Source organism: Polaromonas sp. YR568 (assembly GCF_943369415.1).
Classification (GTDB): domain Bacteria; phylum Pseudomonadota; class Gammaproteobacteria; order Burkholderiales; family Burkholderiaceae_C; genus Polaromonas.
This window is the reverse complement of the sequence record NZ_CALRNF020000001.1, coordinates 78,727-105,390: the sequence shown is the minus strand read 5'-3', so window position 1 is coordinate 105,390 and position 26,664 is coordinate 78,727. Positions and strand designations below refer to the sequence as shown.

Annotated in this window: 30 protein-coding genes and 1 tRNA gene; 25 read left to right on the top strand and 6 right to left on the bottom strand. The window is 63.4% G+C overall.

Annotation, left to right across the window (positions count from 1 at the left end; all coding sequences use genetic code 11):
* Positions 1-8 precede the first annotated feature (8 nt).
* The 10 genes from hisH to tatC all read left to right on the top strand — a co-directional run bounded on the left by hisH (position 9) and on the right by tatC (position 5,901).
* Entirely contained in the window at positions 9-698 is a 690-nt protein-coding gene (gene hisH, locus ACLV74_RS00555; protein WP_411877409.1) for an imidazole glycerol phosphate synthase subunit HisH, read from the top strand.
* Positions 699-787: 89 nt separating this feature from the next.
* Positions 788-1,528 carry a 1-(5-phosphoribosyl)-5-[(5-phosphoribosylamino)methylideneamino]imidazole-4-carboxamide isomerase gene (gene hisA, locus ACLV74_RS00550; RefSeq protein ID WP_411877408.1) on the top strand — a complete coding sequence of 247 codons (741 nt, stop codon included), beginning with the start codon at positions 788-790 and terminating at the stop codon, positions 1,526-1,528.
* A 127-nt stretch (positions 1,529-1,655) separates the two neighbouring features.
* Positions 1,656-2,459 (top strand): imidazole glycerol phosphate synthase subunit HisF, encoded by an 804-nt coding sequence (gene hisF / locus ACLV74_RS00545; protein WP_411877407.1) that lies wholly within the window; start codon positions 1,656-1,658, stop codon positions 2,457-2,459.
* Positions 2,460-2,555: 96 nt separating this feature from the next.
* Positions 2,556-2,972 carry a phosphoribosyl-AMP cyclohydrolase gene (gene hisI / locus ACLV74_RS00540; RefSeq protein WP_411877406.1) on the top strand — a complete coding sequence of 139 codons (417 nt, stop codon included), beginning with the start codon at positions 2,556-2,558 and terminating at the stop codon, positions 2,970-2,972.
* Positions 2,959-3,354 (top strand): phosphoribosyl-ATP diphosphatase, encoded by a 396-nt coding sequence (locus ACLV74_RS00535; protein WP_411877405.1) that lies wholly within the window; start codon positions 2,959-2,961, stop codon positions 3,352-3,354. Before hisI ends, ACLV74_RS00535 begins: the two co-directional genes overlap by 14 nt.
* Before the next feature lie 53 nt (positions 3,355-3,407).
* A complete protein-coding gene (locus ACLV74_RS00530; protein ID WP_411877404.1) occupies positions 3,408-3,758 on the top strand; it encodes a DUF4870 family protein in 351 nt (116 codons plus the stop codon).
* 23 nt (positions 3,759-3,781) lie between these two features.
* Positions 3,782-4,141, top strand: a complete 360-nt coding sequence (locus ACLV74_RS00525) for a histidine triad nucleotide-binding protein (RefSeq protein ID WP_411877403.1) — start codon at positions 3,782-3,784, stop codon at positions 4,139-4,141.
* Positions 4,142-4,308: 167 nt separating this feature from the next.
* On the top strand, positions 4,309-4,548 hold the full coding sequence (gene tatA / locus ACLV74_RS00520; RefSeq protein WP_411877402.1) for a Sec-independent protein translocase subunit TatA: 240 nt from the start codon (positions 4,309-4,311) through the stop codon (positions 4,546-4,548).
* A 17-nt stretch (positions 4,549-4,565) separates the two neighbouring features.
* Positions 4,566-5,033 carry a Sec-independent protein translocase protein TatB gene (gene tatB / locus ACLV74_RS00515; protein ID WP_411877401.1) on the top strand — a complete coding sequence of 156 codons (468 nt, stop codon included), beginning with the start codon at positions 4,566-4,568 and terminating at the stop codon, positions 5,031-5,033.
* Positions 5,034-5,100: 67 nt separating this feature from the next.
* Positions 5,101-5,901, top strand: coding sequence for a twin-arginine translocase subunit TatC (gene tatC / locus ACLV74_RS00510; RefSeq protein WP_411877400.1), 801 nt, complete (start codon positions 5,101-5,103; stop codon positions 5,899-5,901).
* A 12-nt stretch (positions 5,902-5,913) separates the two neighbouring features.
* Here tatC and ACLV74_RS00505 read toward each other — a convergent pair whose 3' ends face one another.
* Positions 5,914-7,071 (bottom strand): S1C family serine protease, encoded by a 1,158-nt coding sequence (locus ACLV74_RS00505; protein ID WP_411877399.1) that lies wholly within the window; start codon positions 7,069-7,071, stop codon positions 5,914-5,916.
* A gap of 129 nt (positions 7,072-7,200) precedes the next feature.
* Here ACLV74_RS00505 and ACLV74_RS00500 point away from each other — a divergent pair, with 129 nt between their 5' ends.
* Positions 7,201-7,962, top strand: a complete 762-nt coding sequence (locus ACLV74_RS00500) for a Nif3-like dinuclear metal center hexameric protein (RefSeq protein ID WP_411877398.1) — start codon at positions 7,201-7,203, stop codon at positions 7,960-7,962.
* A 21-nt stretch (positions 7,963-7,983) separates the two neighbouring features.
* Here ACLV74_RS00500 and ACLV74_RS00495 read toward each other — a convergent pair whose 3' ends face one another.
* Positions 7,984-9,330 (bottom strand): hypothetical protein, encoded by a 1,347-nt coding sequence (locus ACLV74_RS00495; protein WP_411877397.1) that lies wholly within the window; start codon positions 9,328-9,330, stop codon positions 7,984-7,986.
* 230 nt (positions 9,331-9,560) lie between these two features.
* Between ACLV74_RS00495 and pdxA the strand changes: the two genes are divergently transcribed.
* The gene (gene pdxA, locus ACLV74_RS00490; protein ID WP_411877396.1) at positions 9,561-10,586 is read left to right on the top strand and encodes a 4-hydroxythreonine-4-phosphate dehydrogenase PdxA; all 1,026 of its coding nucleotides are present in this window, start codon (positions 9,561-9,563) and stop codon (positions 10,584-10,586) included.
* A 12-nt stretch (positions 10,587-10,598) separates the two neighbouring features.
* On the opposite strand, the gene mscL is transcribed toward pdxA, so the two are convergent.
* Complete coding sequence (mscL, locus tag ACLV74_RS00485) at positions 10,599-11,024, bottom strand: large conductance mechanosensitive channel protein MscL (protein ID WP_411877395.1); 426 nt, start codon at positions 11,022-11,024, stop codon at positions 10,599-10,601.
* Positions 11,025-11,311: 287 nt separating this feature from the next.
* On the opposite strand from mscL, the gene petA reads away from it, so the two are divergent.
* The 6 genes from petA to ACLV74_RS00455 all read left to right on the top strand — a co-directional run bounded on the left by petA (position 11,312) and on the right by ACLV74_RS00455 (position 15,643).
* The gene (gene petA, locus ACLV74_RS00480) at positions 11,312-11,947 is read left to right on the top strand and encodes a ubiquinol-cytochrome c reductase iron-sulfur subunit (protein ID WP_411877394.1); all 636 of its coding nucleotides are present in this window, start codon (positions 11,312-11,314) and stop codon (positions 11,945-11,947) included.
* 118 nt (positions 11,948-12,065) lie between these two features.
* Positions 12,066-13,475: a cytochrome b gene (locus tag ACLV74_RS00475; protein ID WP_411877393.1), complete on the top strand. Its 1,410-nt coding sequence runs from the start codon at positions 12,066-12,068 to the stop codon at positions 13,473-13,475.
* An 18-nt stretch (positions 13,476-13,493) separates the two neighbouring features.
* Positions 13,494-14,249, top strand: coding sequence for a cytochrome c1 (locus ACLV74_RS00470; protein ID WP_411877392.1), 756 nt, complete (start codon positions 13,494-13,496; stop codon positions 14,247-14,249).
* A gap of 89 nt (positions 14,250-14,338) precedes the next feature.
* Complete coding sequence (locus ACLV74_RS00465; protein WP_007868077.1) at positions 14,339-14,950, top strand: glutathione S-transferase N-terminal domain-containing protein; 612 nt, start codon at positions 14,339-14,341, stop codon at positions 14,948-14,950.
* Positions 14,951-14,992: 42 nt separating this feature from the next.
* Positions 14,993-15,556: a ClpXP protease specificity-enhancing factor gene (locus ACLV74_RS00460; protein WP_411877391.1), complete on the top strand. Its 564-nt coding sequence runs from the start codon at positions 14,993-14,995 to the stop codon at positions 15,554-15,556.
* Between the two features lie 11 nt (positions 15,557-15,567).
* Positions 15,568-15,643: transfer RNA gene (locus ACLV74_RS00455), tRNA-Thr, on the top strand.
* A gap of 120 nt (positions 15,644-15,763) precedes the next feature.
* On the opposite strand, the gene ACLV74_RS00450 is transcribed toward ACLV74_RS00455, so the two are convergent.
* A complete protein-coding gene (locus ACLV74_RS00450; protein WP_411877390.1) occupies positions 15,764-16,081 on the bottom strand; it encodes a hypothetical protein in 318 nt (105 codons plus the stop codon).
* Positions 16,082-16,131: 50 nt separating this feature from the next.
* Between ACLV74_RS00450 and ACLV74_RS00445 the strand changes: the two genes are divergently transcribed.
* From ACLV74_RS00445 to ACLV74_RS00425, 5 genes are all read left to right on the top strand, one after another.
* Positions 16,132-17,136: a M23 family metallopeptidase gene (locus ACLV74_RS00445; RefSeq protein WP_411877389.1), complete on the top strand. Its 1,005-nt coding sequence runs from the start codon at positions 16,132-16,134 to the stop codon at positions 17,134-17,136.
* A 213-nt stretch (positions 17,137-17,349) separates the two neighbouring features.
* Positions 17,350-20,115, top strand: coding sequence for a preprotein translocase subunit SecA (gene secA, locus ACLV74_RS00440; RefSeq protein ID WP_411877388.1), 2,766 nt, complete (start codon positions 17,350-17,352; stop codon positions 20,113-20,115).
* Positions 20,116-20,169: 54 nt separating this feature from the next.
* Positions 20,170-21,411, top strand: coding sequence for a bifunctional glutamate N-acetyltransferase/amino-acid acetyltransferase ArgJ (argJ, locus tag ACLV74_RS00435; RefSeq protein WP_411877387.1), 1,242 nt, complete (start codon positions 20,170-20,172; stop codon positions 21,409-21,411).
* 24 nt (positions 21,412-21,435) lie between these two features.
* Positions 21,436-22,401, top strand: coding sequence for an ATP-binding protein (locus tag ACLV74_RS00430; protein WP_411877386.1), 966 nt, complete (start codon positions 21,436-21,438; stop codon positions 22,399-22,401).
* Positions 22,398-22,859 carry an NUDIX domain-containing protein gene (locus tag ACLV74_RS00425; protein ID WP_411877385.1) on the top strand — a complete coding sequence of 154 codons (462 nt, stop codon included), beginning with the start codon at positions 22,398-22,400 and terminating at the stop codon, positions 22,857-22,859. Before ACLV74_RS00430 ends, ACLV74_RS00425 begins: the two co-directional genes overlap by 4 nt.
* A gap of 25 nt (positions 22,860-22,884) precedes the next feature.
* On the opposite strand, the gene ACLV74_RS00420 is transcribed toward ACLV74_RS00425, so the two are convergent.
* Positions 22,885-23,562: a lytic transglycosylase domain-containing protein gene (locus tag ACLV74_RS00420; protein ID WP_411877384.1), complete on the bottom strand. Its 678-nt coding sequence runs from the start codon at positions 23,560-23,562 to the stop codon at positions 22,885-22,887.
* Positions 23,563-23,569: 7 nt separating this feature from the next.
* Entirely contained in the window at positions 23,570-25,312 is a 1,743-nt protein-coding gene (locus ACLV74_RS00415) for a proline--tRNA ligase (RefSeq protein WP_411877383.1), read from the bottom strand.
* Positions 25,313-25,435: 123 nt separating this feature from the next.
* Between ACLV74_RS00415 and ACLV74_RS00410 the strand changes: the two genes are divergently transcribed.
* On the top strand, positions 25,436-26,137 hold the full coding sequence (locus tag ACLV74_RS00410) for an RNA pyrophosphohydrolase (protein WP_411877382.1): 702 nt from the start codon (positions 25,436-25,438) through the stop codon (positions 26,135-26,137).
* A complete protein-coding gene (locus ACLV74_RS00405) occupies positions 26,134-26,655 on the top strand; it encodes a CNP1-like family protein (RefSeq protein WP_411877381.1) in 522 nt (173 codons plus the stop codon). The genes ACLV74_RS00410 and ACLV74_RS00405 overlap by 4 nt, the downstream gene beginning before the upstream one ends.
* Positions 26,656-26,664: the final 9 nt, after the last annotated feature.

The following is a 26,664-nucleotide window of genomic DNA, read 5'->3' as shown; positions in this document are numbered from 1 at the left end:
ATTCCCTGATGGCAAAACCCAAAACAGTGGCCGTGGTCGACTACGGCATGGGCAACCTGCATTCCGTCTCGCAGGCGGTCCGCCACGTCGCGGCGGGCAGCGGCTTTGAGGTGCTGGTCACCTCCCGGGCTGAAGACGTGATGGCGGCCGAGCGCATCGTGCTGCCCGGCCAGGGCGCGATTGCCGACTGCATGCGTGAGCTGGCCGATTCCGGCATGCTGGAGTCGGTGCTGCACGCGGCCGCCCACAAGCCGCTGTTCGGCGTCTGCGTCGGCATGCAGATGCTGCTGAGCCACAGCGACGAAGGCCAGCCCGGTGACGGCGGGGCGGGCACGGCCGGCCTGGGGCTGATCCCCGGCGAGGTCGTCAAGTTCGAGCTGGCGGGCAGGACCCAGCCCGACGGCAGCCGCTACAAGGTGCCGCAGATGGGCTGGAACCAGGTTTACCAAAATGGTGCAGGCACGGCCAAGGCGCACCCGGTCTGGGCCGGCGTGCCCGACGGCGCCTACTTTTACTTCGTTCACAGCTTTTATGCGCGCCCGTCGGATGCGCGCCACATCGCCGGCGAAGCCGACTACGGCGCCCGCTTTGCGGCGGCGGTTGCACGCGATAATATTTTTGCCACCCAGTTCCACCCCGAGAAAAGCGCCGGCCACGGTCTGGCCCTGTACCGCAACTTCCTGCACTGGAATCCCTGAGGCCCTTGGGTCAGACCCGGTATCGGGGCGCGCCGCTTTTTGTTACCCTGAGCACCCGTTTCTTTTTTTACCGTCTTTTTTACCGCCACATGCTACTCATCCCCGCGATTGACCTGAAAGACGGTCACTGCGTCCGCCTTAAACAGGGCGACATGGATCAATCCACCATCTTCAGCGAAGACCCGGCCGCCATGGCGCGCAACTGGGTCGACAAGGGCGCACGCCGCCTGCACCTGGTGGACCTGAACGGCGCGTTTGCGGGGAAACCCAAGAATGAGGCGGCCATCAAGCAGATCCTGGCCGAAGTCGGCAGCGAAATCGACGTGCAACTGGGCGGCGGCATCCGCGACCTGGACACCATTGAGCGCTACCTCGACGCCGGCCTGCGCTACGTCATCATTGGCACGGCGGCCGTCAAGAACCCGGGCTTCCTGCAGGATGCCTGCACCGCGTTCGGCGGCCACATCATCGTCGGCCTGGACGCCAAGGACGGCAAGGTCGCCACCGACGGCTGGAGCAAGATGACCGGCCACGAGGTCATAGACCTGGGCAAGAAATTCCAGGACTACGGCGTCGAATCCATCATCTACACCGACATAGGCCGCGACGGCATGCTCAGCGGCATCAACATCGCCGCCACCGTCAAGCTGGCCCAGGCGCTGACGATTCCCGTGATCGCCTCCGGCGGGCTGTCCAACATGGCCGACATCGAGGCTTTGTGCGAAGTTGAGGAAGAGGGCGTCGAAGGCGTGATCTGCGGCCGTTCCATCTACAGCGGTGATCTCGACTTTGAGAAAGCCCAGGCTCGCGCGGACGAATTAAACGGATGACCGCTGTTGCGATAAAGAGCGGCTGTTCATGCCAGCCAGGGCCGCGGAACCGGCTTTGCCGGGCCGCAGGCGCAGCCGCCCCCTCGGGGGGCAGCGCACTACGCGAAGCGAGAAGCGTGGGGGCCACATGTTAGCCAAACGAATCATTCCTTGTCTCGACGTCACCGGCGGCCGCGTGGTCAAGGGCGTCAACTTCACCCAGCTGCGCGACGCGGGCGACCCGGTGGAAATCGCCGCGCGCTACAACGAGCAGGGCGCCGACGAGCTCACCTTCCTCGACATCACCGCCACCAGCGACGGGCGCGACCTGATCCTGCCCATCATCGAAGCCGTGGCCTCGCAGGTCTTCATTCCTCTGACGGTAGGCGGCGGCGTGCGCACCGTCGAGGATGTGCGCCGCCTGCTCAATTCCGGCGCCGACAAAACCAGTTTCAACTCGGCCGCCATCGCCAACCCGCAGGTCATCGCGGACGCCTCCGCCAAATACGGCTCACAGTGCATCGTGGTGGCGATTGACGCCAAGCGCCGCAGCGCGGAAGACGAAAAACGCCTGACCCCCGCCGGCGAACCGGTGGGCCCGGGCTGGGACGTCTACAGCCATGGCGGGCGCAAGAACACCGGCCTGGACGCCGTGGCCTGGGCCGCCGAGATGGCGCGGCGCGGCGCCGGGGAGATTTTGCTTACCAGCATGGACCGCGACGGCACCAAGTCGGGCTTCGACCTGGCGCTGACCCGCGCGGTGAGCGATGCCGTCGGCGTGCCGGTGATCGCCTCGGGCGGCGTCGGCACCCTGGAGCACCTGGCCGACGGCATCCAGACCGGCGGCGCCGACGCGGTGCTGGCCGCCAGCATCTTCCATTACGGCGAATACACGGTGCAGCAGGCCAAGCAGCATATGGCCTCGCGAGGTATCCCCATGAGGTTGACCTAAGCCCCTCAGGCCTCCCGCATGGGTGCCGCTGCGCCTTACTCCGGCAGCTTTTGTGTTGCAATCGGCTGTAATGCCCAAATCTTTGACAATATGCCGATGAACTGGTTAGACGACATCAGCTGGGACGACAAGGGCCTGATCCCGGTCATCGCGCAGGAAGCCTCCAGCGGTGACGTGCTCATGTTCGCCTGGATGAACCGCGAGGCGCTGCAAAAAACCGCCGAGCTGGGCCAGGCGGTTTACTACAGCCGCTCGCGCGGGCGCCTCTGGCACAAGGGCGAAGAATCGGGCAATCAGCAAACGGTGCATGAAATCCGCCTGGATTGCGACAACGACGTGGTCCTGCTCAAGGTGACGCAACTGGGCCACACGCCAGGCATCGCCTGCCACACCGGCCGCCACAGCTGCTTTTTCAGTGTGTATAAAAACGGCCAGTGGGTGGTGACCGAGCCGGTCCTGAAAGACCCGACAACCATGTACAAACAGACTCCCGGCAAACATGAGCACGAATGACTCCCTCCAGCGCCTGGCGCACATCATCGAAAGCCGCAAGACGGCCAACGGCGGCGACCCGGACAAAAGTTATGTGGCGCGCCTGCTGCACAAAGGCCCCGACGCCTTCCTGAAAAAAATCGGCGAGGAGGCCACCGAAACCGTGATGGCCGCCAAGGACATCGATTGCGCGCTGAGCCACGGTGGCGCGACGGCCGAACTCAAGGGCAAGCTGGTCGGCGAGGTCGCCGACCTGTGGTTCCACAGCCTGATCGCGCTGGCACACTACGGCCTGAGCCCTGCCGACGTGATTGCCGAACTGGAGCGCCGCGAAGGCACCAGCGGCATCGAGGAAAAGGCCTTGCGCAAGGCGCAGCAACGCGACGCGGCCGAGAAGCCCTGATTGCGGCGGCCATGGATTTTCATTTTGACTTCACCGTAACAGGAACCTGACCCATGGAAACCGATCTGGCCGAATTCGAGGGCAAGAACCCCAACGACCGCACCGTCATGCATGTGCTCTACGGCCTGCACACGCTGGCCTGGTTCAGCGGCGGCGTGTTCGCGGTGATTGCCGTCATCATCAATTACATACGCCGTGCCGACGAAACCGATGCGCTGTACATCGACCACCACAACTACATGATCCGCACCTTCTGGTGGACGCTGGCATGGCTGGTGCTGCTGTCGCCGTTGTGGCTGCTGTTCGTGTTCCCGGGATTTGTCGCCTATGGCCTTGTGTGGCTCTGGTACCTGTACCGTTGCGTGCGCGGCTGGATGCGTTTCAACAGCCACAGGCCCACTTAATTCTCTTTGGACCCGATCAAGCCATGAGCCATTCCGCCAACTGCATTTTCTGCAAGATCGCCGCGGGCGCCATCCCCAGCCGCAAGGTGTACGAAGACGACGAGCTGTTCGCTTTTCACGACATCAATCCCTGGGCGCCCGTGCATTTCCTGATCATCCCCAAGGATCACATTCCGTCCATGGCGCAGGTGGGCCCCGAGCACGCGGCGCTGCTGGGCCGCATGCTGGTGCTGGCCCCCGGGCTGGCGATGGAACAGGGCTGCAACCCTTACCCCGAAGGCGGCTACCGCATCCTCACCAACACCGGCGCGGAAGGCGGGCAGGAAGTGCACCACCTGCATTTCCACGTGATTGGCGGCCCCCGCCCATGGCTGAAGGGTTGAGGAAGCACCGGGAACCCCGGGCCGCGTAAGCACACTAACCCGGTAGGCCAATGGGTGTAATCGACGCCCCGGCAGGACTGGCCTTTAGAATCAACGCAATTGCGTGCAAACCGCCCCAAACCGGCAATATTGCATTTACACCTGTATTTACAGATTAGGAGCAAATCATGGGTTCATTTTCCATCTGGCACTGGCTGATCGTTCTGTTGATCGTGGTGATGGTTTTCGGCACCAAAAAGCTGAAGAACATGGGCAGCGACCTCGGCGGCGCCGTGAAGGGCTTCAAGGACGGAATGAAAGACGGCAGCCAGACGCCGGCCGACGTGCCCGTGCCGCCTGCCAGCGTTACGAACGCGCAGGCTGCCGACAAGACCACCATCGACGTCGAAGCACGCCAGAAGTCTTAATTCAGGCCTGACGCTCCGTGATTGACCTCGGCATTTCCAAAATGGCGCTGATAGGCGCCGTGGCGCTGATCGTCATCGGCCCGGAAAAACTGCCGCGCGTGGCGCGCACCGTGGGCATGCTGCTGGGCAAGGCGCAGCGCTACGTGGCCGACGTCAAGAATGAGGTCAACCGTTCCATGGAACTGGACGAGCTCAAGAAGATGAAGGAAAGCGTCGAGGGCGCTGCCCGCGACGTCGAGAATTCCATCCAGACCAACGCCAGCGATTTTGAAAAATCCTGGGCCGAGGCCACGGGTGATTCCTCCTCAGGCAGCTTGCCGGGCATGGAAATCTTCCCCGAATACAAGCACCCGAAAAAGAAGTGGCGCCTCAAGCAGGGCGCGACGCCCCAGTGGTACAAGGCCCGTTCCGGCGTGCGCACCCGCGCGCAGTCGGGCGCCGCGCGTGTGGCGCGTTTCCGTCCGCAGCCGGGCCGCCTGTCTTGAGCCTTCCTGCTGATTTTCTGTTCTTTGCGCATCTTCCGGCGCCATCCACCCAGCGCAAACTCCCTTCATGAGCGATCCCAACACCGACAAGCCCGACGAACTCGCGGGCACTGAGCAGCCTTTTGTGCAGCACCTCATGGAGCTGCGCGACCGGATGATCAAGGCGGTGATCGCCATCGGCATCGCCGCCGCCGTGCTGGCGTTTTATCCCGGTGCCAGTGCGCTGTATGACCTGATGGCCGCGCCGCTGGTGGCAACCCTGCCCCAGGGGTCCAAACTGATCGCCATCAGCGTGATCACCCCCTTTGTGGTGCCGATCAAGATCCTGTTCATGGCCGCCTTCATGATTGCGTTGCCGGTGGTGCTTTACCAGGTGTGGGCTTTCGTCGCCCCGGGCCTTTACTCGCATGAGAAAAAGCTCGTCATGCCGCTGGTGATCTCCAGCACCTTGCTGTTTTTTGTCGGCGTGGCCTTTTGTTATTTCGTCGTGTTCGGCCAGGTGTTTCACTTCATCCAGAGCTTTGCGCCCAAGTCCATCATTGCCACACCGGACATCGAGGAATACCTGAACTTCGTGCTCGGCATGTTCCTGGCTTTCGGGCTGGCGTTTGAGGTGCCGATCGCGGTGATTTTGCTGGTGCGCATGGGCGTGCTCACCGTGGCCCAGCTGCGCGATTACCGTGGTTACTTCTGGGTGGCCGCCGCAGTCGGCACCGCTCTGGTGACGCCTCCTGACGCGGGATCGATGATCATGCTGCTGGGCGTGGTCGGCGGCTTGTATGAGGTCGGTATCCTCGCCGCCCTGCTTTTCGTCAAACACACCAAAAAGCCCGAAGACGACGGCGAGGCCGAGGCCGCCAAGCCCTGATTCTTTGGCAGCCTAGCGCTGCTGCACCTTGGGCCGCTGGCGCTTGCCGGGTGTCACGGCAATCTCAGTCTCTTTGTCCTTGCGCAGCACCGTCAGCGGCGCCGGCGTGCCGGGCTTCAGAGCCGCCACGGCGGTCAGCAACTGGCTCACGTTACGCACATTCTTGCCGTCCACGGCGGTGATCACGTCGCCGGGCTGTATGCCGGCCTGCGCGGCCGGGCCGTTCTGCAGCACGCCGGTGATGATGACGCCCCCGTCTTTCGCTGCCGCCGGCTTGAGGCCGAAGGTCTCGGCGAGTTCGGGATTTAAATCCTGCGGCTCCACGCCTATCCAGCCGCGCGTGACCTGGCCGTCTTTCAAGATTCCCTCGAGCACCTGTTTGGCGGTGGACACCGGAATGGCGAAACCTATGCCCATGGAGCCGCCTGAACGCGAGTAGATCGCGGTGTTGATGCCCATCAGGTTGCCGTTCACGTCGACCAGCGCGCCGCCCGAGTTGCCGGGGTTGATGGCGGCGTCGGTCTGGATGAAGTTTTCAAAGGTGTTGATGCCCAGCTGGTTGCGGCCCAGCGCGCTCACGATGCCGCCGGTCACGGTCTGGCCCACGCCGAAGGGGTTGCCGATGGCCAGCACCGGGTCGCCCACCTGCAGCGCGTCGGAGTTACCCAGCACGATGACGGGCAGCTTTTCCAGGTCGATCTTGAGGATGGCCAGGTCGGTATCGGGGTCGGTGCCTATGACCTGGGCCTTGGCTTTGCGCGTGTCGTTGAGGATGACCTCGATTTCGTCGGCGCCTTCAACGACGTGGTTGTTGGTCAGGATGTAGCCGCTGGCGCTGATGATGACGCCGCTGCCCAGGCCGCCCTGGGGCTCGTTGGGACTCTGGTCGCCGAAAAAGAACTTGAACCACGGGTCTTCGGCATGTGGGTTTTTCGCGGCGGCCTTGCTGGTGTTGATGCTGACGACGGCCGCGGATGCCACCTTGGCGGCCGAGGCAAAACCGCCGGCTGCGCCCGGGCTGCGCGGCGCGCTGCCGGCGGGCGCTTCGATGACCGACACGCCCGGCGTGTTGCCGCGGTCCAGCCACTGGGGCTTGAGCGTGGCCACGACGAAGTAAGCCGCCAGCAGGACGGTGACGGCTTGGGAAAACAGGAGCCAGGTACGCTTCATGAATGAGGAGTGTCAGCAAAAAAAAGTCAAAAACCGCGCGGAGATTGGCGCTGCAAGCCGCTATTGTCCCTCAGGTCCACCAAGTCCCCAAGGCTTTCGCGGGTCGTTCGCGCCTGAGACAATCGCCCCATGAGCACCACACGACAGGATTTGCTGCAAGCCTTTGACGCGCTTTTGCAGCCCGCGCGCTTCAAGGACTACGGCCCCAACGGCCTGCAGGTTGAGGGCAAGCCCGAAGTGCGCAGGATCATCTCCGGCGTCACCGCCAGCCTGGCCCTGATCGAGGCGGCCGTTGCCGCGCAGGCCGACGCCGTTTTTGTGCACCACGGCCTGTTCTGGCGCGGCCAGGACGGGCGCGTCACGGGCTGGATGAAGCAGCGCCTGGCCTTGCTGCTGGCGCACGACATCAACCTCTATGCCTACCACCTGCCGCTGGATGCCCACCCCGAACTCGGCAACAACGCGCAACTGGGGCTGCAGCTGGGGCTCACCGCCAGCGGGCGCTTCGGCGAACAGGATCTGGGCTTTATGGGCACGCGTACAAGCGGCGACGGATTTACCGATGCCGCCGCACTGGCCGCGCACGTGCAGCAGGTTTTGGGGCGGGCTGTAATCCACGCGGGACCGGCGCAAAGGGCCATACACAACATCGCCTGGTGCACCGGCGGCGCGCAGGGCTATTTCGAGGCGGCGATCGCGGCGGGTGCCGATGCCTTCATCACGGGTGAGATTTCCGAGCCGCAGGCCCATTACGCGCGCGAGATGGGCGTGGCCTTTATCGCCTGCGGCCACCACGCCTCCGAGCGTTACGGCGCGCCGGCGGTGGCAGGGCGGGTGGCCGCGCAACTGGGCCTGGCCCACGAGTTCATCGACATCGACAACCCGGCTTGAGGCTTGCCGGTGGGGGCCGGTTCAGGCCGGCTTGTGGCGCGACCGGCCGGTCCGCGGGGCTTTGCTGTTGGCGGTTTTCGGGCTTTTCGGGCGCGCAGCAGCTTTCGGCGCCGTATTGCGCAGGGCGCGCCAGCTGGAGCCCAGCTCGGCATGTTCGACCGGCACGGCGGTGTGGCTTTCCAGGTCCAGCAAAGCAGCGCGGGAACGCATGGCCCGCGCCGCCTGGGCCACCGACTGCGCCTCGTGCAGCAACTGGTCCACGTCTTTGTCCGCCGTAGACAGGTGAACGATGCCGACCGCAATGTCGGGTGTGATCCGCAGGTGCCGGCCGTCCAGCGAGGATACGTCCATGGGACGGCGCAGGCTGGAGGCCACGCGCAGGCCCAGCGTGCGTATCCAGCGCGGCGAGTGCATGGTCTCCAGCAGCACCACGAAGCAGCGGTCGTAATAGCGGCCCGCCGGATTCACGGTGCCGGTATGGCGCTGCATGCGGCGCGCCAGCTGGATGTAGATGTCGTTGAGGCCCGCCTGGCCGATTTGCGGCAGCAGGCGCTCGGGTTCGAACAGCAGCACGGCCATCAGGGCGCCGTCGCGCCGGGTGCGCAGGCGCCGGCGCTGCGCGCGGATGATCTTCTGCACCATCGCCACGCCGTCGTACAGCTGGGTGATGGGGTCGCGGCGCGAGACCTCGCCCTGCGTCATCTGCCGGGCCTGGTGGTTGCGCAACCACAGCATCGCGGCCGTGACGACCACGCTGAGCAGCGCGGCCAGCGCCACGCCGGCCTGCAGCAGCAGAGGCGGCCGCGTGGTGTTCAGCGCCATTCCATAAAGGCCGATCTGCGCGGGCAGGGTCAGCAGGCATCCCAGGGCCAGGCCCCAGGCCAGCCTGTCGCCCAGCTGCGTGGCGCGCACCGACAGCCAGAGCACCACCGACAGGTTGGCGATAGCCAGCGCGCCTGAGACCGGCAGGCGCCACTCGGGGGCGAGGAGCAGCAGGCACAGCGGCCCGCCCGCCAGGCACACCAGCGTCATCGCCAGCAGGCTGGTTTTCATCAGGCGGTCGCGCTGGTGGGCCGACAGCCATTTGCTGGCGCCGAAGCTGCCCATGGCGGCACACAGCGGCCCGGCCAGGATCTGCGCGGTCGCCAGCCACTCGCGCGCGCCCGGCCAGAGGGTGGCGGGCAGGCCGCTGAGCAGCATCACTACCGCCCAACACAGACTCAGGTAGGCCAGCGTTTGCGACGCGGCGCGGTTGCGGCTGTAAAAGGCATCGGCCAGCGCCAGAAAAAGCACCAGGCCCAGCGCGCCGGCAGCGGCGCTCCACAGCATCAGGTCGGCATCGGGCAGTGCGTGGGTAAGGGTGTTCATGGCCGGCTCAGCGCTGCGCGCAGGGGCCTGCCGGCCGCTGCTCTGTGGTTTGCGCCAAAATAGCCCAAGAATGCATCTGCACCAACCCTCTGCGTCTTTTGACCCGCCGCGGCGCCTTGCCGCCCGCGGGCGTACCCATTTTTTGGCGATTATGGTCCGTCCGGCCATGGAATGCACTGGGCCACCGGAATTCGCCGTCGTCAAGCGGAACGTGCACCGTGGCTAAGCCCATGCTTATCACCATGGGCGATGCGGCCGGCATAGGCCCGGAAATCATCGCCCGGGCTTTTCGCGAAGCACCTGCGGACATGGCGGGCTGCGCCGTGGTGGGCGATGTAGCCACGCTGCGCCGCGCCGCCGCGCTGGTGGCATCGCCGCTGGCACTGCCCATCGGGCAACTGGAAAGCCTGGCCGACCTGCCGGGCGTGCCGCCAAACTGCATCGCGGTGTTGCAACAGTGCACGCTGCCGGCCCTGGTTCCCTATGGGCAGGTCAGCGGCATGGCCGGGCAGGCTGCGGCGGACTGCATCGTCTGGGCGGCCCGCCGCGTATTAGCCGGTGATGCCGCTGCGCTGGTGACCGCGCCCATCCACAAGGAGGCCCTGGCAGCCGCCGGCGGCTGGGCGGCCGGCTTTCCGGGGCATACGGAAATGTTGCAGGCCGAGGCGGCCGCTTTTCTGGGCAAGTCCGTGGGTGAGGTGCCGGTGCGCATGATGTTGGCCAATGACGAACTGCGCACGGTGCTGGTGAGCATTCACATGTCGCTGCGTCACGCCATCGAGTCCGTGACCTTTTACAACGTATTGCAAACCCTGCGCATCACGCATGGCGCCGTGGCGGCGAGCCTGGGACGTGCGCCTCGCATCGCCGTGGCGGGGCTCAATCCCCATGCGGGCGAAGGCGGCCTGTTCGGCAGCGAAGAGCAGGCCATCATCGCCCCGGCCATTGCCGCGGCGCGTGCGGAAGGCCTGGATGTGAGCGGCCCCTTCGCGCCCGACACGGTGTTCATGCGGGCTCGCCATACCGCCGGCAAGCCCGGCGAGTTTGATGTGGTGGTCGCGATGTACCACGACCAGGGATTGATCCCGGTCAAATACCTGGGGGTGGAGCAGGGCGTCAACGTCACGTTGGGCCTGCCGCTGGTGCGCACCAGCCCCGACCACGGCACAGCCTTCGATATCGCGGGCAGCGGCCGCGCCGACGCCTCCAGCCTGCTGGCGGCCGTGCGCATGGCGCGCCGGCTTGCTGTTTGCTGACGCGTTGGCGGTTTATTTTTTCAGGCTGTCGCGGATTTCGCGCAGCAGCACGATGTCTTCCGGCGTTGCCGCAGGCGGCGGCGCGGCCTCGTGGTGCCGCTTGAGCCGGTTGATCTGTTTGACCATCAGGAAAATGATGAAGGCCAGGATGACGAAGTTGACCGTCACGGTCAGGAAGTGGCCGTAGGCGAACACCGGCACGCCCGCCTTGCGCAGTGCCTCCAGCGACATGTCGGTGCCGGGCGGCACGGTGCCGAGCAGCACGTACATGCTGGAGAAATCCAGTTTGCCGAAGACCAGGCCTACCACCGGCATGATCAGGTCGCTCACGACCGCGTCGACGATCTTGCCGAAGGCCGCGCCGATGATCACGCCGACGGCCAGGTCGACCACATTGCCCTTGACGGCAAATTCCCTGAATTCCTGCATCATTCCCATGAAGTCTCTCCTCTTGTTGCTGAGTCATTGCCGGCCTCGCCGGCTTATCCCGAAAAACATTATCAAGGCTGAGCCTGCTGGCGCAGCGTGCGCACGGACCCGGCTTGAAACAAAGTATGTGCACGGGCAATCCAGGCTGTGCCCAAAAAATAGGCATGCGAACGGCCGCAGGGCAGGCCGGGGCCACCCGTATACGCCCCCTTGCCTTGAAAAACGGCATCGCGCTCCGCTACAATTGCGGGTTGACCCCACTATGCCTATTTCAAGCCAGTTCTTGAAGGACTCTCATGACCCAAGCAAGCGAAGCAAGCGCGAATGGTGTGCCGCACGGCGCTCCCGTAGACAAAGATAAAAGAAACTGGCTCGTGACCACCTGCGTGGTGGGCGGCGCAGGCGTAGCAGCCACCGCTGTTCCCTTCGTCAGCACCTTCCAGCCTTCCGAAAAAGCCAAAGCCGCCGGCGCCGCCGTCGAAGTCGATATTTCCGACGTCAAGCCCGGTGAAAAAATCACGGTGGAATGGCGCGGCAAGCCGGTCTGGATCGTCAAGCGCACGCCCGCGCAGCTCGCCGAGCTGCCCAAGGTCGACGCCCTGCTGGCCGACCCCAAGTCCGAGCGCAAGCCCGACGAGCTGACCCCCGTTTACGCCCGCAACGAAAACCGCTCCATCAAGCCCGAAACGCTGGTGGTGGTCGGTATCTGCTCGCATCTGGGCTGCTCGCCTTCCGACAAGTTCCAGCCCGGCGCGCAGCCTTCGCTGCCCGACAACTGGGCCGGCGGTTTCCTGTGCCCTTGCCACGGCTCGACCTTCGACATGGCCGGCCGCGTCTACAAGAACAAGCCCGCGCCCGACAACCTCGAAGTTCCCCCGCACATGTACCTGTCAGACACCCGGTTGCTGATCGGTGAAGACAAGAAGGCCTGAAGGCGCTTTCCACCCCAAGCTCCTTCATAAGACCCTGTAGCCAGCGCCCGATACCTGCCGACACACCGACACGCGTACCAGGCGCTTGCCAAAGAACCCCACCGAACCAGGATCAGTTATGGCTGAATTCAAAGAAATTTCCCCCGATGCCCCGCTCGCCGCCAAGGCGATGAACTGGGTCGACAACCGGTTTCCCGCCAGCAAGCTCTACAAAGAGCACATGAGCGAGTACTACGCGCCCAAGAACTTCAACTTCTGGTACATCTTCGGCTCGCTGGCCATGCTGGTGCTGGTCATCCAGATCGTGACCGGCATCTTCCTGACGATGAACTACAAGCCGGATGCCGCACAGGCCTTCGGTTCCGTCGAATACATCATGCGCGACGTGCCCTGGGGCTGGCTGATCCGCTACATGCACTCGACCGGCGCTTCGGCCTTCTTCGTGGTGGTTTACCTGCACATGTTCCGCGGCCTGCTCTACGGCAGCTACCGCAAGCCGCGCGAGCTGGTCTGGATTTTCGGCTGCGCGATCTTCCTGTGCCTGATGGCCGAGGCCTTCATGGGCTACCTGCTGCCATGGGGCCAGATGAGCTACTGGGGCGCCCAGGTTATCGTGAACCTGTTCGCCGCGATTCCTTTCATCGGCCCCGACGTGGCGCTGTTGATCCGCGGCGACTACGTGGTGGGCGATGCCACGCTGAATCGCTTCTTCGCGTTTCACGTAATCGCGGTGCCGCTGGTGCTGCTGGGCCTGGTGGCCGCGCACATCATCGCGCTGCATGAGGTGGGCTCCAACAATCCGGACGGCGTCGAAATCAAGGGACCGAACGCGCCCAAAGACGCCCAAGGCCATCCGCTGGACGGCATTCCTTTCCATCCGTACTACACGGTGCACGACATTTTCGGCGTGAGCGTCTTCCTGATGATCTTCTCGGCGATCATCTTCTTCGCGCCCGAATTCGGCGGCTACTTCCTCGAGTACAACAACTTCATCCCGGCTGATCCGCTGAAGACACCGGCGCACATCGCCCCTGTCTGGTACTTCACGCCTTACTACTCCATGCTGCGCGCCATCACCAGCGAGATGATCTATGCGCTGATCGTCTGCGTGGTGGGTGCCGCGGCCGTCAGCATCTGGAAATTCCGCATGCCGGTACTGTTCAAGGCCGCCATCGCCGGTGCTGCTGTCGTGGGCGCCGCGTTGCTGCTGTCCATCGATGCAAAGTTCTGGGGCGTGGTCGTGATGGGCGGCGCCGTCGTGATCCTGTTCTTCCTGCCCTGGCTTGATCACAGCCCGGTCAAGTCGATCCGCTACCGTCCCGACTGGCACAAATACCTCTACGGCATTTTTGTCATCAACTTCCTGGTGCTGGGCTATCTCGGCGTTCAGCCGCCGTCGCCTATCGGCGAACGTGTCTCGCAGGTCGGCACGCTGTTTTACTTCGGCTTCTTCATCCTGATGCCGTGGTGGAGTCGTGTTGGCACCCCCAAGACACCGCCGGACCGTCCTGTTTTTCACGGTCACTGAGAGTTGGAGATAAAAACGATGAAAAAAATTATTTTCGCGCTGGTTACCGCTTTTGGCCTCGTGGCCGGTGCACAGGCCTCCGAAGGCGGCATTGCCTGGGACAAAGCGCCCGATCGCACCAACGACCTGGGTTCCCTGCAAAACGGCGCCAAGCTGTTCGTCAATTACTGCCTGAACTGCCATTCCGCCGCCTTCATGCGCTTCAACCGCCTGAAAGACATCGGCCTGACCGACAAGGAAATCAAGGACAACCTGCTGTTTACCACTGAAAAAGTGGGCGACACCATGAAGTCCGCGATCGATCCGAAACAGGCCAAGGACTGGTTCGGCGGCAACCCGCCCGACCTCACCGTGATCGCGCGTTCGCGCGCCGGCCACAACGGCACCGGTGCCGACTACCTCTACACCTACCTGCGCACCTACTACCGCGACGAAACCAAGGCCACCGGCTGGAACAACCTGGCTTTCCCCAGCGTTGCCATGCCGCACGTGCTGTGGGAACTGCAGGGCGTGCGCACCCCCGTGTATGAGGAAAAGGAAGAACACGGGCACAAGGTCGAAATCTTCAAGGGCTGGCAGCAGGTCAGCCCCGGCACCATGACGCCGCTGCAGTATGACCAGGCCATGGGCGACCTCGTGGGTTATCTGCAGTGGATGGCAGAGCCGGCCCAGAACATCCGCATTCGCGTCGGTGTCTGGGTGCTGCTTTTCCTTCTCTGCCTGACCTTCGTCACCTGGCGCCTGAATGCGGCGTTCTGGAAAGACGTCAAGTAATTTTTTTCGCCGGGATTCAGTTCCCGGCACCTTCTGGAGTGGATGCTTTTTATATGTATCCACTCCTTTGCATTTAGGAGTTCCGCACCATGATGGTCCTTTATTCAGGCACAACCTGCCCCTTCTCGCACCGCTGCCGTTTTGTGTTGTTTGAAAAAGGCATGGACTTCGAAATCCGCGACGTCGACCTGTACAACAAGCCCGAAGACATCAACGTGATGAACCCGTACGGCCAGGTGCCCATCCTCGTCGAGCGCGACCTGATCCTGTACGAGTCGAACATCATCAACGAGTACATCGACGAGCGTTTCCCGCATCCGCAACTCATGCCCGGCGACCCGGTCGACCGCGCGCGTGTGCGCCTTTTCCTGCTGAACTTTGAAAAAGAGCTTTTCGTCCATGTCAGCACGCTGGAATCGCGCGCTTCCAAGGGCAACGAGAAGGCGCTCGAAAAAGCCCGCTCGCACATCCGCGACCGCTTGACGCAGCTCGCCCCCATCTTCCTGAAGAACAAGTTCATGCTGGGCGACAACTTCTCCATGCTCGACGTGGCGATCGCCCCCCTGCTGTGGCGCCTCGACTACTATGACATCGACCTGTCGAAGAATGCCGCGCCGCTGCTCAAATACGCGGAACGTATTTTTTCGCGCCCAGCCTACATCGAGGCACTGACGCCTTCTGAAAAGGTGATGCGTAAATAATCTACGGATTCGATTTTCCGGACAAGCAGCTTGGCTGAATTCATGAACGCCCTGGACTCCACGTCGACGCGCCCTTACCTGATAAGAGCCCTGTATGAGTGGTGCACCGACAACGGCTTCACGCCCTACGTGGCCGTGTCGGTGGACGACAGCGTGCAGGTGCCGCGCGAGTACGTGAAGAACAATGAGATTGTGCTCAACATCAGCTTTGACGCGACCTCGTCGCTTAAGCTGGGCAACGATTTCATCGAGTTCAAGGCGCGTTTTGCCGGCAGTGCCCGGGAAATCATGGTGCCCATCACCCATGTGATTGCCATCTATGCCCGTGAAAACGGGCAGGGCATGGCCTTCCCCATGGTGGCGCCTTCCGCAGCAGGCCCCGTTTCCGGCGCCGGCACGGCAAGTGACGCCGGCCTGACGGCGCCTGCAGCGGCCGCATCGCCGGCACCCGCGCCGGCATCGCACAGCCCGGTGGATGTGCCCGAAAACAAGATCATGCAACTGGTGCCCGAAAGCGCGCCTGGCGCTGAAGACGGCGGCCCCGACACTCCGCCGGAGCCTCCCAAGTCGCCACGCGCGCGGCCTTCGCTGAAACGCGTCAAGTAAAATACCCCCGTGCCGCTTTAGCTCAGTTGGTAGAGCAACCGCCTTGTAAGCGGTAGGTCGTCAGTTCGATTCCGACAAGCGGCACCATTTCCCCCAAGCCTTGCCTTCCCCATGCAACATGGGTACTATCGCTAGCAATTTTGTAGCGAACCATCAGGCGGGGCTTTAGTTTCCATGTCATAGCGCCGTTAATGAAAAGAACGGCTACTACTTTCTGCTTATTAGGATCTTGAGTCGAATTGAGGTAACCTTCCAACCTTTGCCTATAAGGCGGGCTTGGATCAGGGGGAGTAGCTGCCGGATTTTTGCGGCGGCCGCGTTGCCGCTGACCAGCAGGCACCAGGTTTCGCCGTCGATAGGACCCGCCTGAACGGCGGGGCGCAGAGCTTCCGGCAGCAGCGACTCAATGGCCTTGAGCCTGTCGCTGGACTCCCGGACGAGTTCGGTCAGCCGGGCCAGGGAAGGGGAATTCCCGGCGGCTTGATAAACGGAGAGCGCCTGTGGAAGGCGTCGGTCGGAGGTCATGATGGACTGGGCGCGGCTGGGTGAGCGCTAGCTTTTAAAGAGGTAGACAAGTGCATTTGATTATCACGGATGCGTGGCTGGCAAAAAGCCGGGCCATCTATTTAAGCGGCACAAAACTGGTGCTGGCGGGCTTTGTCGCCGCGCTGGCGCTGATGCTTGTGGCCGCCGGCCTCTACCACTGGGTGTTCCTCAAGGGCGCGCGCGAAGGCTGGCCTGTCATCGGCTCGCTGGTCAAGCTTATGGTCAAGGACGAATTCGACCAACGCGACCGCTTCATGCGTGAAAACCTCGACGTGATGGCCAAGCGGGTCGGCGAAATGCAGGCCAAGATGATGCAACTTGAAGCGCTCGGCGAGCGGGTGTCGGGCCTGGCGGGCGTCAATCCCAACGACATCAAGGCCACGCCCGGCCGCGGCGGCGCACTGGTGGCGGGCCCCTCGCTCACCATGGAAGAGCTGCAGGCCACGCTGGCGGACCTTGACAAACTCACCGACCAGCGGGTTGACCTGATGACGGTGATGGAGTCGCGCCTGTTTGACCAGAAAATCAAAAAAATGATGGTTCCCACCCAGGAACCCGTCGCCGGCGGCAACCTTGGCTCGCCCTTCGGCTGGCGCATTGACCCGATGAACGGGCGCTCCGCATTGCACACAGGGCTCGATTTCCCGTCCGAGCCGGGCACGGCCATCCTGGCCGCCGCGGGCGGCGTGGTGGTCACGCAGGAATACCACCCGGCCTACGGCAACATGGTCGAGGTCGACCACGGCAACGAACTTGTCACGCGTTATGCCCATGCATCGCGGGTACTGGTCAAAAAGGGCGATCTGGTCAAGCGCGGCCAGAAGATTGCAGAAGTCGGCACCACCGGCCGCTCCACAGGCCCGCACCTGCATTTCGAGGTGCTGGTCCAGGGTGTTTTCCAGGATCCGCAGAAATTCCTGACCGCAGGACAGAAACTGCCCGGGCCCATGGTGGCGTCAGCCGCCGGGCGGCCCTCCGCACCCGCTCCGGCACCTGTGCCCGCACAGCTCCCGCAGCTGCCGCGTCCTCATTAGGCGGCTTGTGCCTGCATTGCGGGCATGCGCGGCTTTTTGCCGATCATCGCGGATTTAGGCCCGCAGGGCGTGCGACTCTCCCGGCAGAGTTAAAATCAGAGGTTTGGGCCCAGTTGAACTCACTGATGGCGCCCACACCTAGGTTCCGTACTCAATAAGGGATTTCGGCCGCATTGCCAGCTCAAGGGGAGCGGTCAAGGCGGCCTCGCATTTATGGCTTCCAACATCCTGACCAAAATTTTCGGCAGCCGCAATGACAGGCTGCTCAAAACCTACCGCAAAACCGTCGAACGCATCAATGCGCTGGAGACCCAGTACGAAAAGCTTGACGACGACCAGTTGCGCGCCAAAACCCAGGAGTTCAAAAGCCGGGTAGCCGCGGGTGAAGAGCTCGATGCCATCCTTCCCGAAGCGTTTGCGGTGGTGCGGGAAGGCAGCAAGCGCGTCATGAAGATGCGCCACTTTGACGTGCAGATGCTGGGCGGCATGTCGCTGCACAACGGCAAGATTTCCGAAATGCGCACGGGCGAGGGCAAGACCCTGACCGCCACGCTGCCGGTGTACCTCAATGCCTTGACCGGCAAGGGCGTGCACGTGGTGACGGTCAATGACTATCTGGCCAGCCGCGACGCGCGCTGGATGGGCAAGCTCTACAACTTCCTGGGCCTGACGGTGGGCATCAACCTGCCCAATATGCCGCGCGAGGAAAAGCAGGCCGCCTATGGCTCCGACATCACCTACGGCACCAACAACGAATACGGCTTCGACTACCTGCGCGACAACATGGTCTACGAAGTGGCGGACCGCGTGCAGCGCGGCCTGAACTACGCCATCGTCGACGAAGTGGACTCGATCCTGATCGACGAGGCGCGCACGCCGCTCATCATCAGCGGCCAGGCCGAAGACCACACCGAGATGTACCTGGCGATGAACAAGGTCGTCCCCATGCTGACGCGCCAGGAAGGCGAAGCCGACCCGCGCACCGGCGAGGGGGTGACCAAGCCCGGCGACTTCACCGTCGACGAAAAAAGCCACCAGGTGACCCTGACCGAGCAAGGCCATGAGAACGCCGAGCGCCTGCTGTTCAACCTTGGCCTGATCCCCGAAGGCGCCACGCTGTACGACCCGGCCAACATCTCGCTGATGCACCACCTGTACGCGGCCCTGCGCGCCAACCAGCTCTACCACCGCGACCAGCACTATGTGGTGCAGGACGGCGAGGTCGTGATCGTCGACGAGTTCACCGGCCGCCTGATGTCGGGCCGGCGCTGGAGCGACGGCCTGCACCAGGCCGTCGAAGCCAAGGAAGGCGTGCAGATCCAGGCGGAGAACCAGACCCTGGCCTCGATCACCTTCCAGAACTATTTCCGCCTCTACGCCAAGCTGGCCGGCATGACCGGCACCGCCGACACCGAGGCCTACGAATTCCAGGAAATCTACGGCCTGGAAACCACGGTGATCCCGCCTAACCGCGTGAGCCGCCGCGACGACCAGCTGGACCGCGTCTACAAAACCACGCGCGAGAAATACGAAGCCGCCATCAAGGACATCCGCGAGTGCTACGAGCGCGGCCAGCCCGTGCTGGTCGGCACCTCCTCGATTGAGAACTCCGAGATCATCGACGCGCTGCTGAGCAAGGAAAACCTGCCGCACCAGGTGCTCAACGCCAAGCAGCATGCCCGCGAAGCCGACATCATCGCGCAGGCCGGCCGCCCGAAGATGATCACCATCGCCACCAACATGGCCGGCCGCGGCACCGACATCGTGCTGGGCGGCAACGTTGAAAAACTGATCGAAGTCGTCGAGGCGGACGAGGCACTGGATGCCGCCGCCAAGGAAGCGGAAATCGCCCGCCTGCGCACTGCCTGGAAGGAAGAGCACGAACAGGTCACTTCGCTGGGCGGCCTGCGCATCATCGCGACGGAACGCCATGAATCGCGCCGCATCGATAACCAGCTGCGCGGCCGCTCTGGCCGCCAGGGCGACCCCGGCTCCTCGCGTTTCTACCTGAGCCTGGACGACCCGCTGATGCGCATTTTCGCGGGCGACCGCGTCAAGGCCATCATGGAGCGGCTCAAGATGCCCGACGGCGAGGCGATCGAAGCGGGCATCGTCACCCGCAGCATCGAGTCGGCCCAGCGCAAGGTCGAGGCGCGCAACTTCGACGTCCGCAAGCAGCTGCTTGAGTACGATGACGTCGCCAACGACCAGCGCAAGGTGATCTACCAGCAGCGCAACGACATCATGGACGCCGGTAGCCTGCAGGCGCAGATCGCTTCGCTGCGCGAAGGCTGCTTCACCGACCTGGCTCGGCAGTACGTGCCGGTGGAAAGTGTCGAAGAGCAATGGGACGTGCCGGGCCTTGAGAACGTACTGCGCGATGAATGGCAGATCGAGTTGCCGCTGCGCAAGGAGCTTGAAACCGCCACGGCCATCACCGACGAAGAGGTGGTCGAGAAGGTCATAGTGGCCGCCAACGCCGCCTTTGCCGACAAGGTCGAAAAAATCGGCGAAGAAAACTTCACGCAGTTCGAGCGCGTGGTTCTGCTGCAGAGCATAGACAGCCACTGGCGCGAACACCTGAGCGCGCTCGACTACCTGCGCCAGGGTATCCATCTGCGCGGCTATGCGCAAAAGCAGCCCAAGCAGGAATACAAACGCGAGGCGTTTGAGCTCTTCGGCCAATTGCTCGACAGCGTGAAGAACGAAGTCACCAAGGTCCTGATGACGGTCAAGATCCAGTCGGGCGAGCAACTGGAACAAGCGGCCGAAGAGATGGAAAGCCGCGCCGAGAACATCGCCAACGTCACCTACACCGCGCCCACCGAAACCGGCGAAGTGGAAACCACGGTGGATGAGGAGTCGCAGCGCCGCGCACCGGCCGTGCCGGTTGGCGACGTGCCCCGCGTGGGCCGCAATGACCCCTGCCCTTGCGGCTCGGGCAAAAAATACAAAAACTGCCACGGCCTGCTGAACTGAGCACCGGCCTGAGCTGAACGCCTATCCATCCCACTGGTTTTCCGGAGTCAACACATGCCCGTCAATCTGGTTGCCACGCCTGCCGCGAACCTTTACCCTGTTCCCGGCGTGCGCTGGGGCATCACCGAGGCGGGCATACGCAAAGCCAACCGCAAAGACCTTTCCGTGCTGCTGCTCGATGAAGGCGCGTCCGTAGGGGCGGTCTTCACGCAGAACCGCTTTTGTGCCGCGCCCGTGCAGATCTGCCGCGAGCACCTCGCCAAAAACGGCGGCCAGACGGCCGGCATACGCGCCATGGTCATTAACACCGGCAATGCCAACGCCGGCACCGGCGACGACGGCCTGAGCCGCGCGCACGCCACATGCATCGCGCTGGCGCGGCTGCTGGACCTCGCGCCCGAGCAGATCCTGCCGTTTTCCACCGGCGTCATCATGGAGCCGCTGCCCAACGACCGCATCGCGGCAGGCCTGCCGGCCGCGCTGGCCGACGCGAAGGAAGACAACTGGGGCAATGCGGCTGAAGCCATCATGACCACCGACACGGTGGCCAAGGCTTTTTCCAAACGCATCAAGCTTGCAGGCGCCGAGGTCACCATCACCGGCATCAGCAAGGGCGCCGGCATGATACGGCCCAACATGGCGACCATGCTGGGTTTCATGGCGACCGACGCCTGCGTGGCCCAGCCGCTGATGGCGCAACTGGCCCGGGAACTGGCGGAGGGATCGTTCAACCGCGTGACAGTGGACGGCGACACCTCGACCAACGACTCCTTTGTAGTGGTGGCCACCAACAAGGCCGCTCACGCACCCGTGACCTCGCTGGACAGCGCCGACGGCCAGGCCTTGCGTACCGCCATGCTGGACATCGCCAGGCAGTTGGCGCAGGCCATCGTGCGCGACGGAGAAGGCGCGACCAAATTCATGACCATCCGGATCGAGGGCGGCAAGACCGGTGAGGAGTGCCGCAAGGTGGCCTACGCCATCGCCCATTCACCGCTGGTGAAAACCGCCTTCTTCGCCAGTGACCCGAATCTCGGCCGCATCCTCGCGGCCGTCGGTTATGCCGGCATTGACGACCTGGATCAGACAAAAATCGATTTGTACCTGGACGAGGTGCTGGTGGCCAAGAACGGCGGCCGCCACCCCGGCTATGTCGAGGCCGACGGCCAGCGCGTGATGAAGCAAAGCGAGATCACGGTGCGCGTGGTGCTGGGCCGCGGCGCGGCCATTGACACCGTCTGGACCTGCGATTTTTCGTACGACTACGTCAAGATCAACGCCGACTACCGCAGTTAATCGCGACAGCACACCACAACAAAAATGAACGAGCAGTTTGAACGCCTGATCACCCGTGTCGAATCCCTGATGGCACGGATTGAGTCCGTGCTGCCGCAGCCTCTGACCGCGCCGGACTGGAGCGCCTCAGTCGCTTACCGCTACCGCAAGCGCAGTTCGGGCCACGGCTCACTGGAGCCGGTCCGCCACATCGGCAACATGAGCCTGGGCGACCTCAAGGAGATCGAGGACCAGAAGGAAAAGATCAAGCGCAATACCGAGCAGTTCGTGCTGGGCAAGCCCGCCAACAACGTGCTGCTGACCGGTGCGCGCGGCACCGGAAAATCGTCGCTGATCAAGGCTTGCCTGAATGAATATTCCTCACGCGGCCTGCGCCTGATTGAAGTCGACAAGGCCGACCTGACCGACCTGCCGGACATCGTCGACGTGGTCTCCGGCCTGCCCGAAAAATTCATCGTCTTTTGCGACGACCTGAGTTTTGAGGAGGGCGAGCCGGGCTACAAGGCGCTCAAGTCCATCCTCGACGGCTCCGTCGCGGCCGCCACGCCCAATGTGCTGATCTACGCGACCAGCAACCGGCGCCACCTGCTGCCCGAGTACATGACGGAAAACCTCACCTACACCCACGGAGACGACGGTGAGGTGCATCCCGGTGAAGTGGTCGAGGAAAAGATTTCGCTGTCCGAGCGCTTCGGCCTCTGGGTCAGCTTTTATCCTTTCACCCAGGACGAATATCTGACCATCGTCGCGCAGTGGCTGTCGTCTTTCGGCGTGGGCCAAGATGCCATCGCGGCCGCGAAGCCGGCCTCGCTGGTCTGGGCGCTGGAGCGCGGTTCGCGCAGCGGTCGTGTCGCCTACCAGTTCGCGCGCGATTATGCGGGCCGCGACAGCGCCACGCGGCCTGTGGCGGCGCCGGCCATTGCGGCCTACGAGCGGCCAGGCGCTTCTGTTGCGGTGTCTTCGGACCAGGCGCCAGACCATTCAACATGAGCGTGCTGGTCGCCGACGGTGAACGGCCGCGCGAGGGCGGCGCGGATCGCAAGGTCGTCGATGTCGCGGTCGGCGTGCTGATCCGGCCCGATGGCGATTTCCTGCTGACCTCCCGGCCCCCCGGCAAGGTCTACGAAGGTTACTGGGAGTTCCCGGGCGGCAAGCTGGAGCAAGGTGAAACTGTCGAGGCCGCGCTGCGCCGTGAGCTGCAGGAAGAAATCGGCGTGACCATAGGCGCGGTCCATCCCTGGAGGGTCGAGATGGTCGACTACCCGCATGCGTTGGTGCGCCTGAATTTCTGCAAGGTGTTTGAGTGGACCGGCGAACTCCAGATGCACGAAGGCCAATCGCATGCCTGGCAGTCGCTGCCGGTCAGCGTGCAGCCCGTCTTGCCGGGTACTGTGCCGGTGCTGGCCTGGTTTGCCGAAGAGCGGGGCTTTGCCGGCGCGACCTGCTGATCTTGCTGTGCTTTACAGCGTTGCCTTAGCCGGCAAATACCCAGTTCTTGCTTGCGCCCAACACGGCGTCGGGGTAGGGGGATTTGCCGCGTGAGCCGTTGTAGCGGCCCAGGCCCATGAAGAGGTCGCCGCGCTCCCGGTCCAGGTAGTGGCGCAGGATCACGCAGCCGAAACGCAGGTTGGTCTGCATGTGAAACAGCTTGCCCGGGTCGCCGTCCCCGATCACACGCGTCCAGAAGGGCATGACCTGCATGTAGCCGCGCGCGCCGACGTTGCTGACCGCGAACTTGCGGAAGTTGCTCTCGACCTGGATCAGGCCCAGCACCAGCGTGGTGTCCAGCCCGGCGCGCCGGCTTTCGTACCACACGGTTTGCAAAAACTCCTTGCGAATCTGCCATTCGGGTTTTTTCTTCTTGAGCCGGTCGCTCATGGCACCCAGCCAGCGCAGGTAGGTGAGGCGGCTTTCCGTGTCCTTGAACTCGGGCACGGGCGGCGCCTGGTTGGCGATGGCCGAGCTCAGCGCGGTGCGTACCGAGTCAATCAGCGGCTCTTCCACCTGCGCGCCGGCATGCGCCTGCTTCGCCAGCAGCAGCGGGCTGCAGGCGATAGGCAAGGCCTGCAGGCAGGTTCGCCTGGAGATCCCCTGCGCCTTTGCCAGGGCGGTACCGGATGCGGACAGCGTCAATGAGCGCACGGAAACCATGGAAAGGTCAAAGCGCCAGCTTTCCCTTGAGGAAGTCGAAGGCGCCGGCTGCATCGATCTTGCTGGAGGCCGCGTCGCGGCGGTGCTGGTATTCGAGCTGTCCGTCTTTCAGGCCGCGGTCGCCGATGGTGATGCGATGCGGCACGCCTATCAGCTCCCAGTCGGCGAACATGGCGCCGGGCCGCTCGCCCCGGTCGTCCAGGATCACGTCCACACCGGCCGCCAGCAACTCCACGTAGAGCTTGTTGGCTGCGGCTTCGACTTCGGGGAAGCGGTCGGGGCTGATGGGGCACAACACCACGGTAAAGGGGGCGATGGCGTCGGGCCAGATGATGCCGCGCTCGTCGTGATTCTGTTCGATCGCTGCAGCGGGCAGGCGTGTGATGCCTATGCCGTAGCAGCCCATCTCCATGAATTGCGGCTTGCCGTTTTCGCCCAGAAAGGTGGCGTTCATGGCCCGGCTGTATTTGGTGCCGAGGTAGAACACATGGCCGACTTCGATGCCGCGCTCGATCACCAGCGCGCCCTTGCCGTCGGGGGACGGGTCGCCCGCTACCACGTTGCGGATGTCGACCACCAGTTCGGGCTCGGGCAGGTCGCGACCCCAGTTGACGCCGGTCAGGTGAAAGTCCGCTTCGTTGGCGCCGCAGACCCAGTCGGCCAGTGCGGCGACTTCGCGGTCTACCACGAGCTTGACGGGTTTCTTCAGGTTCAGCGGGCCGAGGTAACCCGGCTTGCAGCCGAAGTGGTCTTCAATCTCGGCCAGCGTGGCGAAGCGGAAGTCCGCCAGGCCCGGCACCTTGCCGACCTTGACTTCGTTCATGTCGTGGTCGCCGCGCAGCAGCAACAGCCAGACCTGCGACTTGACGGGCTTGCCCGCCTCATCGAGCGTGTCGGTGGCCAGTACCAGCGACTTGACGGTGGTCTGCAATGGAATGCCCAGCAGTTCGGCCACGTCGGCGCAGGTCGATTTGCCGGGGGTGGGTGTTTTGGTCATAGCCTGCGACGCAGCCTTGCGCACGCCTTGGGGCGGCAGCGCCTCGGCTTTCTCCATGTTGGCGGCGTAGTCACTGCCGGGGCAGTAGACGATGGCGTCTTCGCCTGTCGCGGCGATCACCTGAAACTCTTCGCTGAGGTCGCCGCCTATGGCGCCGCTGTCGGCGGCCACCGCGCGGTAGGTCAGGCCGAAGCGGTCAAAAATCTTGCGGTAGGCCGCTGCCATGACCTGGTAGCTGGCCTTGGCGCCGGCCTGGTCGCGGTCGAAGCTGTAGGCGTCCTTCATGATGAACTCGCGCCCGCGCATCAGGCCAAAGCGCGGCCGGCGCTCGTCGCGGAACTTGGTCTGGATCTGGTACAGGTTTTTCGGCAGCTGCTTGTAGCTCTTGATGTCCTGGCGCATCACGTCGGTGACGACTTCTTCGCTGGTCGGCTGGACCACGAAGTCGCGGCCGTGGCGGTCCTTGATGCGCAGCAGCTCGGGACCCATTTTTTCAAAGCGGCCGGTTTCCTGCCAGAGCTCGGCCGGCTGGATCACCGGCATGGTCATCTCCACGGCGCCCGCCCGGTTCATTTCCTCGCGCACGATGGCCTCGACCTTGCGGATCACGCGCAGGCCCATGGGCATGTAGTTGTAAACACCGGCACCCAGTTTCTTGATCATGCCGGCCCGCATCATGAGCTGGTGGCTGACGACTTCCGCGTCGGCGGGGGCTTCCTTGAGGGTGGAAATGAAGAACTGGGATGCTTTCATGGGCGGTTTTCGGGGATTCCGGGGTTGGAAATAGGGGAAAAGCTGCTGCAGCCCGCCGTGCGCTTGGCGCTGGGGCCTTCGCTGTGCATAATGGACTCAGTTTAAAAATTTTGAGGTTTGATTATGCTTGACCGGGACGGCTTTAGGCCCAACGTCGGCATCATCTTGCTCAACCAGAGAAGTCAGGTATTTTGGGGCAAACGTATCCGTACCCACTCGTGGCAGTTTCCGCAGGGTGGCATTGACCGGGGCGAAAATCCCGAGCAGGCCATGTACCGCGAGTTGCATGAAGAAGTGGGGCTGTTGCCGCAGCATGTGAATGTGCTGGCCCGAACCCGAGACTGGTTGCGCTATGAGGTGCCTGACCGGTTCATCCGCCGCGATGCGCGCGGACATTACAAAGGCCAGAAACAAATCTGGTTTCTCCTTCAACTGGTCGGCCACGACTGGGACTTGAACCTGCGCGCGACCGACCACCCTGAGTTCGACGCCTGGCGCTGGAACGACTACTGGGTGCCGCTGGACGTGGTGGTCGAGTTCAAGCGCGGCGTTTATGAAATGGCGCTGACCGAACTCTCAAGGTTTGTCCCGCGCGTGGATAACCGGGCCGAGCCGCGTCCCGACCATCGCAACCGCTACCTGCGCGGCGGCCTGCACCAGCGCGACCACGCGGGCCCGACCGGCGAGGCCGGATTCCATGCCGCGGGCGAGTCTTTTCACGCCCAGATCAGGCCAGGCGCTTCTTTTGAATTGCCGCCCGGCGCTACCTTTGAACCTGATCCGCAGACCAGCCTGGGCGCGGATCCCAGTACCCCAAAACCATGAAACTCAAATTGGCCGTCCTGGCCTCCATCGTCCTGACGGCGCTTTACGCCACGGGCCCGGCGCAGGCCCAGGTGTATGCGCTCGAGGACCCTGTCGACTGGAAGGAATCGCCCGTCCCGCCACCACCGGCCTTTGACGTCAAGAAACTGATTCCGCTGGAGGTGTCGACCGGCTCCTCACTGAATTACGGCATCGATCCTGCCTCCATCACCATCACCGACAGTGACAACGTGGTTCGCTACGTGATCGTCGCCAGCAACGCCAGTGGTGCCCGCAATGTGATGTATGAAGGCATTCGCTGCTCCACCGGCGAGTACAAGACCTACGGCCGCTATTCACCCGACGGCAAATGGAACATGGTGGCCAATCCGGAGTGGCAATCCATGTTTGGGCCGATGCCGTCCAAGCACGCACTGCGGTTTGCCAGGGCTGGTGCGTGTGACAGCGCCGCGTCGGCGCCTTCGGTGAATGTGCTGGTGTCTCGCCTGAAAAACCCGAACTTCAGGATGGCCGACTGAGCTTGATGT

What these genes read in the sequence shown, in the direction of transcription:
- ACLV74_RS00460 (WP_411877391.1), top strand. Translation starts at nt 14,993, where the DNA reads ATGAACGCCCTGGACTCCACGTCGACGCGCCCTTACCTGATAAGAGCC.
- hisH (WP_411877409.1), top strand. Translation starts at nt 9, where the DNA reads ATGGCAAAACCCAAAACAGTGGCCGTGGTCGACTACGGCATGGGCAAC.
- ACLV74_RS00525 (WP_411877403.1), top strand. Translation starts at nt 3,782, where the DNA reads ATGAGCCATTCCGCCAACTGCATTTTCTGCAAGATCGCCGCGGGCGCC.
- secA (WP_411877388.1), top strand. Translation starts at nt 17,350, where the DNA reads ATGGCTTCCAACATCCTGACCAAAATTTTCGGCAGCCGCAATGACAGG.
- hisF (WP_411877407.1), top strand. Translation starts at nt 1,656, where the DNA reads ATGTTAGCCAAACGAATCATTCCTTGTCTCGACGTCACCGGCGGCCGC.
- ACLV74_RS00450 (WP_411877390.1), bottom strand. Translation starts at nt 16,081, where the DNA reads ATGACCTCCGACCGACGCCTTCCACAGGCGCTCTCCGTTTATCAAGCC.
- ACLV74_RS00505 (WP_411877399.1), bottom strand. Translation starts at nt 7,071, where the DNA reads ATGAAGCGTACCTGGCTCCTGTTTTCCCAAGCCGTCACCGTCCTGCTG.
- hisI (WP_411877406.1), top strand. Translation starts at nt 2,556, where the DNA reads ATGAACTGGTTAGACGACATCAGCTGGGACGACAAGGGCCTGATCCCG.
- ACLV74_RS00430 (WP_411877386.1), top strand. Translation starts at nt 21,436, where the DNA reads ATGAACGAGCAGTTTGAACGCCTGATCACCCGTGTCGAATCCCTGATG.
- ACLV74_RS00425 (WP_411877385.1), top strand. Translation starts at nt 22,398, where the DNA reads ATGAGCGTGCTGGTCGCCGACGGTGAACGGCCGCGCGAGGGCGGCGCG.
- ACLV74_RS00530 (WP_411877404.1), top strand. Translation starts at nt 3,408, where the DNA reads ATGGAAACCGATCTGGCCGAATTCGAGGGCAAGAACCCCAACGACCGC.
- ACLV74_RS00495 (WP_411877397.1), bottom strand. Translation starts at nt 9,330, where the DNA reads ATGAACACCCTTACCCACGCACTGCCCGATGCCGACCTGATGCTGTGG.
- hisA (WP_411877408.1), top strand. Translation starts at nt 788, where the DNA reads ATGCTACTCATCCCCGCGATTGACCTGAAAGACGGTCACTGCGTCCGC.
- argJ (WP_411877387.1), top strand. Translation starts at nt 20,170, where the DNA reads ATGCCCGTCAATCTGGTTGCCACGCCTGCCGCGAACCTTTACCCTGTT.
- ACLV74_RS00405 (WP_411877381.1), top strand. Translation starts at nt 26,134, where the DNA reads ATGAAACTCAAATTGGCCGTCCTGGCCTCCATCGTCCTGACGGCGCTT.
- pdxA (WP_411877396.1), top strand. Translation starts at nt 9,561, where the DNA reads ATGCTTATCACCATGGGCGATGCGGCCGGCATAGGCCCGGAAATCATC.
- ACLV74_RS00475 (WP_411877393.1), top strand. Translation starts at nt 12,066, where the DNA reads ATGGCTGAATTCAAAGAAATTTCCCCCGATGCCCCGCTCGCCGCCAAG.
- ACLV74_RS00535 (WP_411877405.1), top strand. Translation starts at nt 2,959, where the DNA reads ATGAGCACGAATGACTCCCTCCAGCGCCTGGCGCACATCATCGAAAGC.
- ACLV74_RS00500 (WP_411877398.1), top strand. Translation starts at nt 7,201, where the DNA reads ATGAGCACCACACGACAGGATTTGCTGCAAGCCTTTGACGCGCTTTTG.
- ACLV74_RS00465 (WP_007868077.1), top strand. Translation starts at nt 14,339, where the DNA reads ATGATGGTCCTTTATTCAGGCACAACCTGCCCCTTCTCGCACCGCTGC.
- mscL (WP_411877395.1), bottom strand. Translation starts at nt 11,024, where the DNA reads ATGGGAATGATGCAGGAATTCAGGGAATTTGCCGTCAAGGGCAATGTG.
- tatA (WP_411877402.1), top strand. Translation starts at nt 4,309, where the DNA reads ATGGGTTCATTTTCCATCTGGCACTGGCTGATCGTTCTGTTGATCGTG.
- ACLV74_RS00410 (WP_411877382.1), top strand. Translation starts at nt 25,436, where the DNA reads ATGCTTGACCGGGACGGCTTTAGGCCCAACGTCGGCATCATCTTGCTC.
- ACLV74_RS00470 (WP_411877392.1), top strand. Translation starts at nt 13,494, where the DNA reads ATGAAAAAAATTATTTTCGCGCTGGTTACCGCTTTTGGCCTCGTGGCC.
- tatC (WP_411877400.1), top strand. Translation starts at nt 5,101, where the DNA reads ATGAGCGATCCCAACACCGACAAGCCCGACGAACTCGCGGGCACTGAG.
- petA (WP_411877394.1), top strand. Translation starts at nt 11,312, where the DNA reads ATGACCCAAGCAAGCGAAGCAAGCGCGAATGGTGTGCCGCACGGCGCT.
- ACLV74_RS00415 (WP_411877383.1), bottom strand. Translation starts at nt 25,312, where the DNA reads ATGAAAGCATCCCAGTTCTTCATTTCCACCCTCAAGGAAGCCCCCGCC.
- ACLV74_RS00420 (WP_411877384.1), bottom strand. Translation starts at nt 23,562, where the DNA reads ATGGTTTCCGTGCGCTCATTGACGCTGTCCGCATCCGGTACCGCCCTG.